Below are 15525 nucleotides of genomic sequence, written 5' to 3'. Positions count from 1 at the left end.
CTCGCGCCCCGGCTGGAGGGTGGCCGCTGCCCCGTCCGTACGCAATGGTCGGCGATGGCGGCCGGCATGTCGTCCGGAGCGAGGAACTCCGGGGCGTCCGGGTCGATCAGGGCTGCGAACGGTTCGGCGCGGGCCGCCTCCGCCAGCAGCGGCGCCAGCTCGGCGGGCAGCCCGCGCGCCGCCCAGCCGCGCCGGCACTCCTCCAGCAGCCACATGCCCATGATGTTGCGCAGGTAGCGGATGGTGCCGTCGATGCCGCGCTCGTTGGTGAAGTTCGCGGCCCGGGACGTCTCGGTGAGTACCGGCGCGTCCAGTTCGAGACCGGCCAGCGACCAGGTGCCGCAGGAGATGAACGCCGATCGGGGCTCGGTGGCGGGCACCGCGACCACGGCGGACGCGGTGTCGTGCGACGCCACGGCGACGACGGGGGTGGCCGCCGGCAGCCCGGTGAAGGCGGCCACATGCGGCAGCAGGCGGCCGGCCAAGGTACCCGGCTCGCGCAGCGGGGGCAGCAGGCGCGGGTCGAGCCCGACCAGCGCCGCGATGTCGCGCGACCAGGTACCCGTGCCGGCGTCGAGCAGCCCGGTGGTGGACGCGTTGGTGATCTCCCCACCGACGGCGCCGGTCAGCCAGTACGCCAGCAGATCGGGTATCAGCAACAGCGTCTGGCGATGCCCAGTGGGCCGTGCCCCGCGCCGCGGCGAGCTGGAAGACGGTATTGAACGGCAGGTGCTGGAGGCCGGTGCGGCGGTAGAGGTACGGGGCGCCGGCCTCGTCGCGCACCCGCTCGGCGACACCCCGGGTGCGGTCGTCGCGGTAATGGTGCGGCAGCCCCAGCAGGGCGCCGTCCGCGTCGAGCAGCCCGTAGTCCACCGCCCAGGTGTCGATGCCGATCGACGTCACCGCACCGGCCCCGGCCGCCTCGCGCAGGCCGTCGAGGACGCCCTGGTACAGCCCGGGCAGATCCCAGTGCAGCCCGGTGGGCAGCCGGGTGGCGGTGTTGGGGAACCGGTGCAGCTCGGTCAGGTCGAGATTGCCCCGCCCGACCCTGCCGATGATCACCCTGCCGCTGGTCGCGCCGAGATCCGCCGCGGCGAAGGCGGACGGGAAGGCGGAGGACGGTGCGGTCGTGGTCACGGAGATTTCCTTGGTCGGGAGACAGACAGGTTGCCGGGGGCGAGATCGAGCGGCCGCGCCGAGCGGCGGGACAACGCGTCGGGCCGGGTGCGCGGGGCAGGGCCCGACAGATGCCTGCCCGGCGCACTCCGGCGGAAGCCGACGAGAAGCGCCGGGCAGCAGCCGGCCCGGGCCTCAGCGCAGGAACGCCGCCGCGACCCCCGCGTCGACCGGGATGTGCAGCCCGGTGGTGTGGGTGAGGTCGCCGCCGGTCAGCGCGAACACCGCGTTGGCCACGTGTTCGGGCAGCACCTCCCGCTTGAGCAGCGTGCGCTGGGCGTAGAACTCACCGAGTTTCGCCTCCTCCACCCCGTAGACGGCCGCGCGCTGGGCGCCCCAGCCGGCCGCGAAGATGCCGGAGCCGCGGACCACACCGTCGGGGTTGATGCCGTTCACCCGGATGCCGTGCCCGCCGAGTTCGGCGGCCAGCAGCCGCACCTGGTGCGCCTGGTCGGCCTTGGTGGCGGAGTACGCGATGTTGTTCGGGCCGGCGAATACCGCGTTCTTGGAGGCGATGTAGACGATGTCACCGCCGAGATCCTGTTCGATCATCACCCGGGCGGCCTCCCGGGCGACCAGGAACGAGCCGCGGGCCATGATGTCGTGCTGCAGGTCCCAGTCCTTGGCGGTGGTCTCCAGCAGCGGCTTGGAGATCGAGATGCCCGCGTTGTTGACCACCAGGTCCAGGCCGCCGAAGGCGAGCAGCGCCTGGGCGAAGGCCGCCTCGATCTGCGCCTCGGAGGTGACGTCGACCGTCACCGCGACCGCCTTGTCCGGGCCGCCCAGTTCTTCGGCGACGGATGCGGCGTTGGCTGCGTTCAGGTCGGCCACCACCACGCAGGCGCCTTCGGCGACGAGCCGGTGCGCGATGGCCTTGCCGATACCGGAACCGGCACCGGTGACCAGGGCGATCCGGGTGGCCAGCGGTTTGGGCTTCGGCATCCGCCGCAGCTTGGCCTCCTCCAGCTCCCAGTACTCGATCCGGAACTTCTCCGACTCCTGGATCGGCCGGTAGGAGGAGACCGCCTCGGCGCCGCGCATGACGTTGATCGCGTTGACGTAGAACTCACCGGCGACCCGGGCGGTCTGCTTGTCCTTGCCGTAGCTGAACATCCCGACGCCCGGGACGAGGACGATCGCCGGGTCGGCGCCGCGCATCGCGGGGGAGTCCTCGGTGGCGTGCCGCTCGTAGTAGGCGGCGTATGCGGCGCGGTACTCCTCGTGCAGCACCCGCAGCCGGGCCGTCACTTCCTCCACCGGCGTGCCGGCCGGCAGGTCGACGACGAGCGGGCGGACCTTCGTGCGCAGGAAGTGGTCCGGGCAGGAAGTGCCGAGCGCAGCCAGCCGGGGGTGCTCGGCGCGGGCGAGGAAGTCCAGCACCTCCGCGGAATCGGTGAAGTGGCCGACCTGCGGGCGGTCCGTGGAGGCGATGCCCCGCAGCAGGGGAGCCAACTGCGCGGCCCGGGCGCGGCGTTCGTCTTCCGGCAGCGGCTCGTAGCCGGCCAGCGGCGGGCCGAACGGCTCCGCCTTTCCGCGCCGCTCCAAGAACTCCTCGGCGGTGCGGATGATCCGGAGGGAGTTGCCCTCGCACTCGTCCGCGGTGGCGCCCCAGGCGGTGATGCCGTGGCCGCCGAGAACGCAGCCGATCGCCTGCGGGTTGGCCCGCTTGACCGCGGCGATGTCCAGGCCGAGTTGGAAGCCGGGGCGCCGCCAGGGCACCCACACCACCGCGTCGCCGAAGCACTCCTTGGTCAGCGCCTCGCCGTCGGCCGCACAGGCCAGGGCGATACCCGAGTCGGGGTGCAGGTGGTCGACGTGCTGGGCGTCCACCAGGCCGTGCATGGCGGTGTCGATGGACGGCGCCGCGCCGCCCTTGCCGTGCAGGCAGTAGTCGAAGGCGGCGACCATCTCGTCCTCGCGCTCGACACCCGGATACACCTCGGTCAGCGCACGCAGCCGGTCCAGCCGCAGCACGGCCAGGCCGGGGGCGGTGAGGGTGCCCAGGTCACCGCCCGATCCCTTGACCCACATCAGCTCGATGTCGGTGCCGGTGACCGGATCGGGCGCGGTGCCCTTGGCGGAGGTGTTGCCGCCGGCGTAGTTGGTGTTGCGCGGGTCGGCGCCCAGCCGGTTGGAGCGCGCGAGCAGCGCGCCGACGACGGGATGGGGGGCGGTGGCCATGTCGGTGTCCTTTGCGGGTCCGGGCGAGCAGCGGCTGTGCGGATACGGATGGTCGGGTGCGATCCGGGCCGCCGCCACCCCGGGGATCCGGTGGCTGCGACCCGCGTCCGGCCGGAGGTCAGGCGCCCCAGCCGGCCTGTTCGCCGCCGACCCGGCCGGCCACGATCTTCTGCTGCCAGCCGGAGTTCCGGTAGGCGGCCACGGGGTCCGGGTCGAGTCCCTGCTCCTGGCGGATCTCGGCAAGCAGCGAGCGTACATCGGTGTTGTACGCGTCCATCAGGACGGCGTTGGCCGCCAGGACGTCACCGGAACGCTGGGCGGCGGTCAGCGCGTCGAGGTCGACCAGCAGCGCCTTGGCGGTGGCCTCCTGGACGTTCATCACCGAGCGGATGACAGCGGGGATCTTCGCTTCGATGTTGTGGCACTGGTCGAGCATGAAGGCGACGCCGGTCTCGGCGGCCAGGCCGTTGTTCTTGGCGACCTCGTGCAGGATCCGGAACAGCTGGAACGGGTCCGCGGAGCCGACCATCAGGTCGTCGTCGGCGTAGAAGCGGGAGTTGAAGTCGAAACCGCCGAGCTTTTGCTCCCGCAGCAGGAGGCGACGATGAATTCGATATTGGTGCCCGGCGCGTGGTGACCGGTGTCGACCACGACCTGCGCCTTGGGACCGAGTTTGAGGCAGTGCGCGTAACTGGTGCCCCAGTCGGGGACATCGGTGGTGTAGAAGGCCGGCTCGAACAACTTGTATTCGAGCAGCATCCGCTGGTCGTCGCCGAGCCGCTCGTAGACGGCGGCCAGCGCTTCGGCGAGGCGGTCCTGGCGGGCGGTGATGTCGTCCTGGCCGGGGTAGTTGGTGCCGTCGGAGAACCAGAGCTTGAGGTCCCGCGAGCCGGTGGCGTCCATGATGTCGACGCATTCCAGCAGGTGGTCCAGGGCCTTGCGGCGGATGACCGGGTCGGCATTGGTGACCGAGCCGAGCTTGAAGTCGTCGTCCTGGAAGACGTTGGCGTTGATCGCGCCGAGGGTCAGCCCGTGACCGCGGGCGTGCGCGCCGAGTCGGGCGAAGTCGTCGACCCGGTCCCACGGGATGTGCAGGGACACCACCGGCGCCACACCGGTCGCCGCCTGCACCTGGGCGGCGTCGTCCAGCTTCTCGTACGGATCACGCGGCACACCGGCCTGCCGGAACACCTTGAAGCGAGTGCCCGAGTTGCCGTAACCCCACGAAGGGGTCTCGATGCGCTGGGACGTGAGTGTCGCCTTTACGGCAGACAGGTCTGTCATGGCAACCTCTATGAATCGTTTCATGAACCGGCTTCACGGTAAGGCCGCCGGTGACTTCTGTCAATGATTCCTGGGGTGATGAAATGGTTCAGATACGCCCAAGAGATGTCGCGGGGTCCCGGTGCGCGGGCGCCGCCGCCCGGGTGGGGCCGTGTTGTCCCGTTCCCCGGACGCGGTCGCACCGGCCCCTGGGCGCCGTCGGCCGGGCGGGCCAGATCGGACGGTCGGCGGGATCCGCGGGACGGGGTGGGGCGAGGAGAGCCGAGCGCTGCCGATGGTAGCGGTCCGGTCCGGGCGGCCTGCCCGGCTGTGCGGCCGTGACAGCCGGGCCGCCGTGACAGACGTTTGGCCGGTCCCGGATGACGAACCGCGTCCGTCCGGTTCGGCGCGATGCCTGTCGGCCGCGGGGCTGGCGACGGCGCCTCCCGCGCATTTCCCCGGACCGGCCGCGCGGAGTCCGGACTTCGGGGGATTGCTGCCCGGCGGCTGCACGACTTCCCTGCCGGTGAAGTCCGTACCGCCGGCCGGTACAGGGAGGAACCGCCTTTATTCTGAAGCGATTCATAGCCTCGGAAATTCGGCCGGTCCGGCCATTGATGTTTTCGGAGTTGGGTGGTCGCGCCGTGTGATTGAATAGGTTCAAGCACGGGTCCTGACCGCAGCTCCCCGGAGCACCGGCCCCGAGCACGATGCGCCGTGGCTGCGGTGAGTGGGACGGAGCATGGAGCCGATGGTTGGGATCAAAGAAGTAGCGCGTCAGGCCGGTGTCTCGGTGGGCACGGTGTCCAACGTGATCAACCGGCCCGAGATGGTCGCCGAGGAGACCAGGGCCCGCGTCCAGTCGGTAATCACCCGACTCGGGTACGTCCGCAGCGAATCCGCCCGTCAGCTGCGAGCCGGCGCCAGCCGGATCATGGCCCTGCTCGTCCTGGACATGGGCAACCCGTTCTTCGTCGCCGTCGCGAGCGGCGCCGAGCGCGCCGCCCGGCAGACCGGTCTTGTGGTGATGGTGTGCAACAGCGCGCAAAGTGTGCGCGAGGAGGTCGACTACCTCGCGCTCTTCGCCGAGCACCGCGTTCGCGGTGTGCTGGTGACCCCCGCTGATCCGACCGGCCGCAGCCTCGACGGGCTGCGCGGCCAGAACATCCCCTTCGTCCTGGTCGACCGGGTCGCCGGGGACGGCATGGGGTGCTCGGTCTCGGTGGACGACGTGGTCGGCGGACGGCTCGCCGCCCAGCACCTCATCGCGGCCGGGCACCGGGTGATCGTCTACGTCGGCGGTCCGTCCGACGTGCCCCAGGTCCGGGACCGCCGGGCCGGTGCGCTGTCGGCGCTGGCCGAGGCCGGGCTCCCGCCCGAGGCGCTGATCGACGTGTCCGCCGAACGCCTGGACGTCGCGGCCGGACGTGACGCCGGATCGCGCCTCCTGGGCCTGTCCCCCCGGCCCACCGCCGTCTTCTGCGCCAACGACCTGCTGGCACTGGGCGTCCTGCAGTCGATGTTCGCGGCCCGGATCGGCGTCCCCGAGGAGATGGCGATCGTCGGTTACGACGACATCGAGTTCGCGGCGGCCGCGGCCGTGCCGCTGACGTCCGTCCGGCAGCCGGCCGTCGCCATGGGACGGCTGGCCGCCGAGATGCTGATGGACGAGACCGGTCCCGACGCCGAGGCGCACCAACACCGCCAGGTCGTCCTCCAACCCGAACTCGTCGTGCGCGGCTCCAGTTTGCGCGCGCGCTGAGAGCGCGCACCCGGCACGGATCCCCCCACGTGGCGGAGCCAACGACCTGAGACGTTTCAAACCGGCGCCGAAGATTAACGGGGCCCGACCGCTTCCGCAATGGGCGGTGCGAGAACGGTTCGGAGACGATATCGGCTCAGATCCATCTCCCCGATCCGCCGGCGACGCCAATCCGGGCCCCGGTCGGCCGAGTTGAGGCCGGCCCGTCCGCGCGAGCCGCCGCCCGCGACGAAAACGCCGGGGGAGGGATGCCTGCCTCGGACGGCGCGCGATGACCGGCGGGTCCGCCTCCGCGAAGGCGCCCCCTGATGTGCGGCCCGCGACGGCACTCGTCCGCACCCGACGGTTGCTCCGAGGGCCGCCGTGCGACCTCGCTGCTGCGGACCGGCGCCCAGCCGGCGCTCTGTCGCGGCTCGCGCCTGGCACTTGGCGCAGACCAGCGGCCCGTCCACCCGACGCCCCGGAACTGGGCGAATGCCCGTCGTCGAGAGTTCTCGCCGACGATCGCGGTGCCGCTCCCACCGCCGGCCCCGCGCGCATCGCCGCATCCGCGTCCCGGTCGTAACGCGTCGCGCGCCGCGCCCGTCCAGTTGTTTCCGGAGCGGGCGGAAACCGCGGGGGGCCGACCGTTCGTACCGCGCTCCCCGTCATCGGATCCGCCGGTCCCGCGCCGCCGCCGGACCCGCCCACGGCCCCGACCCGAGCCGCTTCCGGCAGCCGGGCCGCTGTCGCCCGGCTGTCCGTCGTGATGGCACGCGGGCAGATTTCTCGGGCCGGACTCTAGACGTCCCCATGATGCAGGACATAGTCTCACGACGATCGACCCCGATGAAACGATTCAGTTACGGGAGGGTTAATGTCGAACTCGGCACGAGGGGATCCCGGCGGCGGCCGTCCGCCGCACCGCCCGTCCACCCGGCTCTGACGGCGTACAGCCCGGGCCACGGTGGACCCGCCCGGCACCGACGGGCCCCGGCACCGCCCGGCACCCCCGGCTCGGTCGAGGAACCCGGCCGAGAAAACCCGGCCGCCGACCCGGCCGCCGACCCGGCCGGCAAGCCCCGCCCAGGGGCAAGGCATCGCCGGCCGGCAGGCGTACGGGAACGGCTGACAAGGCCCGGACCGGACCTTCGGGGCGGAACCCCGGCCCACCGGCCCGGACGACCAGCGCGTACCGCGGACCGGCGCAGACAGCGGTCAGGCCCGGCCCGGTCCTGGCGCCACATCACGGAAGAGTCGAGACATTGGGAAGAACCCTGATCGTCCGGGGGGACGTCACCACGAGTCCCGGACGACTCCATGGAGGGGGAGTGGGCGCGAGTTGCGAGCCCACCGCGGCAAGGCCGCACACCGAGGCGAGGACCTGGCACGATGAACGATCCCGTTGACAAAGACCCGCTGCTGGTACTGGAGAAGGCGACCAAGCGCTTCGGTGCCGTCCGCGCGCTGGAGGACGGGTCGGTCACCCTCTACCCGGGTGAGGCGCACGCGCTGCTGGGCGAGAACGGCGCGGGCAAGTCGACGCTCGTGAAGATCCTCGCCGGGGTCCACCAGCCCGACGGCGGCCGGCTGCTGATCGAGGGACAGCCGGCCGTCCTGTCCGGTCCGGCGGCCTCCCGGGCCGCGGGTGTGTCGATCATCTACCAGGAGCCGACACTGTTCCCCGACCTCAGCGTCGCGGAGAACATCTTCATGGGCCGCCAGCCGCGCCGCGCGGGCCGCCGTATCGACCGCGCCGCGATGAACAAGGCGGCAGCGGAGGTCTTCGCCCGCCTCGGGGTCCAGCTGGACCCCGAGCGCCAGGCCCGCGGCCTGTCGGTCGCCGACCAGCAGATCGTCGAGATCGCCAAGGCGCTGTCGCTGGACGCCAAGGTCCTGGTGATGGACGAGCCGACCGCCGCGCTGACCTCCGTCGAGGTGGAACGCCTCTTCGAGGTGATGCGCACGCTGCGCGCCCAGGGCGCCGCGGTGCTGTTCATCTCGCACCGGCTGGAAGAGGTGTTCGCCAGCTGCCAGCGCGTCACGATCATGCGCGACGGGCGGTTCGTGAGCACCGCGCCGATCGAGGACGTCACCGTCGACACCATCATCCGGTCGATGGTCGGCCGCGACCTGGACGCGCTGTTCCCCAAGACGGAGACCACCCCCGGCGAGGTCGTCCTGGAGGTCGACCGGCTCACCCGGCAGGGCGTCTTCCACGACATCAGTTTCACCGTGCGCAAGGGCGAGATCGTCAGCCTGGCCGGTCTGGTCGGGGCCGGGCGCAGTGAAGTCGCGCGCGCCGTCTTCGGTATCGACAAGTGGACGTCCGGAACGGTCCGGGTCAACGGCCGCGAACTCACCAACGGGGACCCGGCCGGCGCCATGGCCGGCGGGGTGGCGCTCGTACCGGAGGACCGCCGTCAGCAGGGCCTGGTGATGGACATGGGCATCGACCAGAACGTCGCCCTCGCCTCGCTGATCCGGCTGCGCAAGTACGGGCTGATCCGGCGCGGCGCGGAACGGGACCTCGCCTCGACCTGGGCGGACCGGCTCCAGCTGAAGTTCGGCCGGATGAAGAACCCGGTCTCCACCCTCTCCGGCGGCAACCAGCAGAAGGTCGTGCTGGGCAAATGGCTCGCCCGGAGCCCCTCCCTGCTGATCATCGACGAGCCGACCCGGGGGATCGACGTCGGCACCAAGGCCGAGGTGCACCGCATCCTCGACGGGCTCGTCGCCGACGGAATGGCCGTCTTGATGATTTCGTCCGAACTGCCGGAAGTCCTCGGCATGGCCGACCGTGTGCTGGTTCTGCACGAGGGCCGGATCACCGCCGAGCTGAGCCGGGCCGAGGCCGACGAGGACTCGATCATGCGCGCGGCCGCGGGCCTGACGGCGGTGGCGTCATGACCGCACTGGCCACCCCGCCCCCCGTGACCGCGCGGGTCGCCCGCGGCGGATCGCTGCTGCGAGCCCGGGAACTGGGCATCGGCGTCGCGATCGTCCTGGTGTTCGTCGCCACCACGCTCAACAACCACGCGTTCGCCAACGCGCACAGCATCCAGCAACTGCTCACCGGGGCGTCCCTGATCGCGCTCCTCGGCGTCGGCGAGACACTCGTCATCGTCACCCGCAACGTCGACCTGTCGGTCGGCTCGGTCGTCGGGGTGTCGGCGTACGTCGTCGGCGACGTGTTCAAGCACCACCCCGGCTTCCCGGTCCCGCTGGGCTTCCTGCTCGGCATCGCGATCGGCGCCGTGATCGGTTCGGTCAACGGGGTGATCACCACGGTCACCCGGGTGCCCAGCCTGGTGGTGACGCTGGCGATGCTCTACATCGTGCGCGGCATCGACGGTGTGATCGTCAACGGCAAGACGATCGACCCGGCCGCGATCCCCAAGTCCTTCACCGAGGTCGGCTACAAGACCGTCCTCGGGGTGCCGTGGCTCGCCGTCATCGTCGCGGTCGTGGTGGCGATCGTGGGGTACGCGATGCGCTCCTTCCGCGCCAGCCGCGACCTCTACGCGATCGGCTCGAACCCGGAGGCCGCCGCGCTGGCGGGCATCCCCACCGGGCGACGGGTGTTCACCGCGTTCCTCATCAGCGGTTCGCTGGCCGGCTTCGCCGGGGCGCTGTTCCTGGCGCTGCACGCCCAGATCGACGTCACCGGCGGCAACGGCTACGAGCTGACCGTCGTCTCGGCGGTGGTCGTCGGCGGCGTGGCGATCTTCGGCGGCAGCGGCAGCGTGCTCGGCGCCGCCCTCGGCGCCGTACTGCTGAACACGATCAACCAGGCGCTGGTCGCCACCAAGATCTCGTCCTTCTGGAACGAGGCGATCGCCGGCGGCCTGCTGCTGGCCGCCATCGCCTTCGACCGCTGGCTGAGTCTGCGGGTCGCACGAAGCCTGCAGTCCGCACAGGGAGCCCACCGTGACACCTGACATCACCACCAAGCCGTCGGCTCCCATGTCCTACCGCGGCACCGACGCCGGCAAGCAGCCCCTGTGGCGCGAACTGGTGCGCTGGGAGAGCGCGCTGGTGTTCGTCCTGATCGCGGTGCTGATCTTCGGCTCGGCGCAGTCGGCGAACTTCCTCAACAGCTCGAACTTCTTCTACATCGGCCTGAACATGGGCGAGATCGCCATCATGGCGCTGCCCATGACGCTGATCGTGATGACCGGCGAGATCGACCTGTCGGTCGCCTCCATGCTCGGCCTGTCCGGCACCGTGATGGGCTCGCTGTTCCACGACGGCTGGTCGATCTGGGCGGCGATGGCCGCCGCCCTGGTCGTCGGCGCGGCCGGCGGCGCGCTCAACGGCCTGCTCATCGCGAAGGCGGGGCTGCCGTCGATCGCGGTGACCATCGGCACGCTGACCCTGTTCCGCGGCATCTCCGAGATCATCCTCGCGCCGCGGACCATCACCGGCTTCCCGACGTCCCTCACCAAGATCGGCGTCATGCCGGTCGGCGGCACCGAGATAGCCTGGTCGGGGCTGATCTTCCTGATCCTGGCCGTCATCTTCGGTGTGGTGCTGCACGCCACCCCACTGGGCCGCTCCATCGTGGCGATCGGCCTGCAGCCCGAGGCGGCGCACTTCTCCGGTGTCCGCGTCAAGCGGATCACCTTCGGCCTGTACGTGGTCTCCGGCATCTTCTGCGCCTTCGCCGGCATCCTGTTCACCCTCAAGAACTCCTCGGTCAGCTACGACGCCGGCACCGGACTCGAACTCACCGTGGTGGCCATCGTGCTGCTCGGCGGAGTGTCGATCTTCGGCGGCCGGGGCACGGTCGTCGGCGTCGTGCTCGCCGTCGTCATCGTGGGCTGCCTCCAACAGGCCCTGACCCAGATGGGCGTTCAGCCGGAAGTCCAGAACATCGTCACCGGCGTCCTGCTGCTGATCAGCGTCGTCGTACCCAACAGCGGCGAAGCAGTGCGCAGGATCAGGGCCCGCGCCCAGCGCGCACGCTGACGACCGGAAGCCCCGATCGCTCCTGTCCCATCCACTTCCTCACGAAAGACAGTCACGTGACCATTAGCGCAACGGCGCGCCGTAGAGCGACCGCCTTCCTCGCCCTCACCGTGGCCGGCCTCACCCTCGCGGCCTGCGGTTCCTCGTCCAGCGCGGGCTCCGACCCGACCGGCGCCCCCACCGCCACCGGCGTCAAGAAGGGGCTGACCGTCTACTTCATCCCCAAGGACACCCAGAACCCCTACGAGGTCCTCGCCGATGTCGGCGGTCAAAAGGCCCTCAAGGAACTCGGCGGCAAGGTCGTCGTCAGCAGCGGCACCGCCGACACCGCGGCCGCGCAGATCCCGTCCATCCAGGCCGCGATACAGGCGCACGCCAACGCCATCGTGATCGCGGGCAACGACCCGTCCGCGCTGTGTCCCTCGCTCAACCAGGCGGCGCAGGCCGGCATCAAGATCGTCGCCTTCGACTCGGACATCTCCTGCGGCAGCAGCCCGAACCACCTGTTCGTCAACCAGGCGGACACGGCGTCGGTCGGCACCTCCGAGGTGGACCTGCTGGCCAAGGAGATCAACAGCACCGGCCAGATCGCGATCCTGTCGGCCGCCGCCAGCGCGACGAACCAGAACGCCTGGATCGGCTACATGAAGAAGGAACTGGCCGCCAAGTACCCGAACATGAAGCTCGTCAGCACCGTGTACGGCAACGACGACCCGGCCACCTCGCTGACCGTCCTGCAGGGTCTGCTCTCGGCCTACCCGAACCTCAAGGGCATCATCTCGCCGACCACCGTCGGTATCTCCACCGCCGCGCAGTACCTGTCCACCCACAAGGACGTGGCCGCCAAGGTCACGCTCACCGGGCTCGGACTGCCCTCGCAGATGAAGTCCTACGTGAAGGACGGCACCGTCAAGTCCTTCGAGCTGTGGAACCCGAACAACCTGGGCTACCTGGCCGGTTACGCCGCCGCGTCGCTGTCCTCGGGCAGTGCCAGCCTGCAGACCGGGTCCAGCTTCAAGGCGGGCACCCTCGGCAGCTTCAAGGTGCTCGGCCCCTCGGCCGGGGTCGGCCCGTCGGTCGTGCTCGGCCCGCCGACCGTCTTCGACGCGTCGAACGTCGACCAGTTCAACTTCTGATGTCGATGGTGCCCGGGCCGGTCCGTGGGGGGCCGGCCCGGCACCGGCAGCACTGAGAGAGTCCGAGTGAACCGCTACTGCTTCCTGCTTCAGGTCAGGCCCGAGCTGCTGGACGAGTACCGCGAGCGGCACACCCGTGTCCGGCCGGAGATGCTGCGCGCGCTGGCCGCGGCCGGCTGGCACAACTACTCGATCTTCGCCCGCCCCGACGGGCTGCTGGTGGGCTACGTCGAGGCCGACGACCTGGCCGCCGCGCAGACGGCGATGGCCGGTACCGAGGTGAACGCCCGCTGGCAGGCCGAGATGGCGCGCTACTTCACCGGACTGGACGGCCAACCTCCCGACGAGGGATTCCAGCTGATCGAGCAGATCTTCAACCTCGACGACCAACTGCACGCACTGGGAGAAGGACCCCGCTGATGACCACGACACTCGACTCCTCTCCCCCCTCGCCCGGCCTGGAACGCATCGCGGCCCGGCGGACGAAGGTGGGGCTGGTCTCCGGTGGACTCGGCGCCTACTGGCCCCAGTTCCCGGACCTGCTGCCGCAACTGCGCACGTCGGCCGACCGGGTGGCGCAGCGGATGCGGGACCTGGACTGCGAGGTGGTCGACGTCGGGTTCATCTCGGACGCGCAGGACGGCGCGCGGGCCGCCGAACAGCTGCGGGTGGCCGGCTGCGACTTGATCGTCGGCTTCCTCACCACCTACATGACCGCCTCGATGCTGGTGCCCGTCGCGCAGCGCAGTGGAGCGCCGGTGCTGCTGATCAACCTGCAGCCCACCGAGGTGATGGACCACGCCGCCTTCGACACCGGCCAGTGGCTGGCCTACTGCGGTGCCTGCCCGCTGCCGGAGATGGCCAACACCTTCCTGCGCTGCGGGATCGACTTCCGCTCGGTGTCGGGCTACGTCGAGGACGAACGCGCCTGGACCCGGATCGGCCGCTGGATCAAGGCGGCCGGGGTCAGGGGCGCGCTGAAGCACGGCCGGCACGGCCTGATGGGGCACCTCTACCCCGGCATGCTCGACGTGTCGACCGACCTCACCCTCGTCCCGGCCAACTTCGGCGGCCACATGGAGGTCCTGGAGTTCGACGACCTGCGGGTCCGGGTGGCCGACGTCACCGACGCCCAGGTGGACGAGCGGATCGCGCTGGCCCGCGAGGTCTTCGACATCGACCCCACCGTTCAGCAGGAGGACTTCCGCTGGGCGGCCCGGGTGTCGGTCGGACTGGACCGGCTGGCCGCGGACTTCGCGCTGGACAGCCTCGCCTACTACCACCGCGGCCTGGACGGCGAGCAGCACGAACGCCTCGGCGCGGGCATGATCCTCGGCTCGTCCCTGCTCACCGCGCGGGGCATCCCCACCACCGGTGAGTACGAGCTGCGCACCTCGCTGGCCATGCTGATCGTCGACCGGCTCGGCGGCGGCGGATCGTTCACCGAGCTGCAGGCCCTCAACTTCCGTGACGGCGTTGTCGAGATGGGCCATGACGGCCCCGCGCACCTGGCGATCAGCCAGAAGCGGCCGCTGCTGCGGGGTCTGGGTGTCTACCACGGCAAGCGCGGCTGGGGCGTGTCCGTCGAGTTCGACGTGGCACACGGCCCGGTCACCACCTTCGGGATCGCCCAACTGCGCGACGGCGCCTTCCGGTTCGTCGCGTCCAAGGGCGAGGTCGTTCCGGGGCCGCTGCTGGAGATCGGCAACACCACCTCGCGGGTCGACTTCGGCTGCGACCCCGGCGAGTGGACCGACGCCTGGAGCGCGACCGGTATCTCGCACCACTGGGCGCTGGGCGTCGGCGACCTCATACCCCAGCTGCGCGCCACCGCGGACCTGCTCGGCGTCGAGCTGGTGGAGGTCGCGGTATGAGGCCGGGCCGATCCATCCCACCGTCATTCCGCAGCCGTCCATTCGAACGGGAAAGCAGGTCCTCTCATGGCCGGTCGTGAGGAAGTCAAGAGCGTCCTTCGCGCACAGAAGATCGAGTTGCCGTCCTGGGCCTTCGGCAACTCCGGCACCCGGTTCAAGGTCTTCGCCCAACAGGGCGTGCCCCGCGACCCGTTCGAGAAGATCGCGGACGCCGCGCGCGTCCACGCCCACACCGGGGTGGCGCCGAGTGTCGCGCTGCACATCCCCTGGGACGCGGTCGACGACTGGGCGGCGCTCGGCCGGGCCGCCGCGGACGCCGGCATCACACTGGGCACGATCAACGCCAACGTCTTCCAGGACGACGACTACAAGCTCGGCAGTGTCACCAACCCGGACCCGGCGGTCCGCCGCAAGGCACTCGACCACCTCTTCGCCTGCGTCGACGTGATGGACCGGACCGGCTCGCGCGACTTGAAACTGTGGTTCTCCGACGGCACCAACTACCCGGGGCAGGACGACATCCGGGCCCGCCAGGACCGCCTGGCCGAGGCGCTGAGCGCGGTGTACGAACGGCTGTCGGCCGACCAGCGGCTGATCTTGGAGTACAAGCTGTTCGAGCCGGCCTTCTACACCACCGACGTGCCGGACTGGGGCACCGCCTACGCGCACTGCCTCAAGCTGGGCGAGCGGGCGAAGGTGTGCGTCGACACCGGCCACCACGCGCCCGGTACCAACATCGAGTTCATCGTGGCCTTCCTGCTGCGCGAGGGGAAGCTCGGCGCCTTCGACTTCAACTCCCGCTTCTACGCCGACGACGACCTCATCGTGGGCGCGGCCGACCCGTTCCAGCTGTTCCGCATCCTGTTCGAGGTGGTGAACGGCGGCGGTCTGGCCGCCGATTCCGACATCGCGTTCATGCTCGACCAGTGCCACAACATCGAGCCGAAGATTCCCGGCCAGATCCGCTCGGTGATGAACGTCCAGGAGGCCACCGCCAAGGCGCTGCTGGTCGACACCGCGGCGCTCGGCGCGGCGCAGGCCGCCGGTGATGTGCTCGGCGCGAACGCCGCCCTGATGGACGCCTACAACACCGACGTACGCCCGATGCTCGCCGAACTCCGCGCGGAGATGGGCCTCGACCCCGATCCCATGGGCGCCTACGCCCGCTCGGGATACGCCGAGC

9 protein-coding genes and 2 pseudogenes are annotated in these 15525 nt (G+C 70.7%); 8 read left to right on the top strand and 3 right to left on the bottom strand.

The window, feature by feature from the left end:
• The 3 genes and pseudogenes from GA0115240_RS19710 to rhaI (GA0115240_RS19700) form a co-directional block, all read right to left on the bottom strand.
• Positions 1-1137, bottom strand: a pseudogene (locus GA0115240_RS19710) (rhamnulokinase family protein); the annotation flags it as partial.
• A 174-nt stretch (positions 1138-1311) separates the two neighbouring features.
• Entirely contained in the window at positions 1312-3357 is a 2046-nt protein-coding gene (locus tag GA0115240_RS19705; RefSeq protein WP_093738042.1) for a bifunctional aldolase/short-chain dehydrogenase, read from the bottom strand.
• 118 nt (positions 3358-3475) lie between these two features.
• A pseudogene (gene rhaI, locus GA0115240_RS19700) lies at positions 3476-4641 on the bottom strand (L-rhamnose isomerase).
• A gap of 721 nt (positions 4642-5362) precedes the next feature.
• On the opposite strand from rhaI (GA0115240_RS19700), the gene GA0115240_RS19695 reads away from it, so the two are divergent.
• The 8 genes from GA0115240_RS19695 to rhaI (GA0115240_RS19660) form a co-directional block, all read left to right on the top strand.
• Positions 5363-6382 (top strand): LacI family DNA-binding transcriptional regulator, encoded by a 1020-nt coding sequence (locus tag GA0115240_RS19695; RefSeq protein WP_093738036.1) that lies wholly within the window; start codon positions 5363-5365, stop codon positions 6380-6382.
• Positions 6383-7753: 1371 nt separating this feature from the next.
• Positions 7754-9271 carry a sugar ABC transporter ATP-binding protein gene (locus tag GA0115240_RS19690; protein ID WP_093738034.1) on the top strand — a complete coding sequence of 506 codons (1518 nt, stop codon included), beginning with the start codon at positions 7754-7756 and terminating at the stop codon, positions 9269-9271.
• Positions 9268-10302 carry an ABC transporter permease gene (locus tag GA0115240_RS19685; RefSeq protein WP_093738032.1) on the top strand — a complete coding sequence of 345 codons (1035 nt, stop codon included), beginning with the start codon at positions 9268-9270 and terminating at the stop codon, positions 10300-10302. Before GA0115240_RS19690 ends, GA0115240_RS19685 begins: the two co-directional genes overlap by 4 nt.
• Positions 10292-11332, top strand: a complete 1041-nt coding sequence (locus GA0115240_RS19680; RefSeq protein WP_202451554.1) for an ABC transporter permease — start codon at positions 10292-10294, stop codon at positions 11330-11332. The genes GA0115240_RS19685 and GA0115240_RS19680 overlap by 11 nt, the downstream gene beginning before the upstream one ends.
• A 56-nt stretch (positions 11333-11388) precedes the next feature.
• Entirely contained in the window at positions 11389-12468 is a 1080-nt protein-coding gene (locus GA0115240_RS19675) for a substrate-binding domain-containing protein (RefSeq protein WP_256069894.1), read from the top strand.
• 66 nt (positions 12469-12534) lie between these two features.
• Complete coding sequence (locus tag GA0115240_RS19670; RefSeq protein ID WP_093738030.1) at positions 12535-12888, top strand: L-rhamnose mutarotase; 354 nt, start codon at positions 12535-12537, stop codon at positions 12886-12888.
• Complete coding sequence (locus GA0115240_RS19665) at positions 12888-14342, top strand: L-fucose/L-arabinose isomerase family protein (protein WP_093738028.1); 1455 nt, start codon at positions 12888-12890, stop codon at positions 14340-14342. The genes GA0115240_RS19670 and GA0115240_RS19665 overlap by 1 nt, the downstream gene beginning before the upstream one ends.
• A 66-nt stretch (positions 14343-14408) precedes the next feature.
• The coding region (rhaI, locus tag GA0115240_RS19660) for an L-rhamnose isomerase (RefSeq protein ID WP_093738026.1) at positions 14409-15525 on the top strand (1117 nt) is incomplete at its 3' end.

This window comes from Streptomyces sp. DvalAA-14, assembly GCF_900091855.1.
In the GTDB taxonomy this organism is placed as follows: Bacteria; Actinomycetota; Actinomycetes; order Streptomycetales; family Streptomycetaceae; genus Actinacidiphila.
This window is presented reverse-complemented; position numbering and strand designations above follow the sequence as displayed.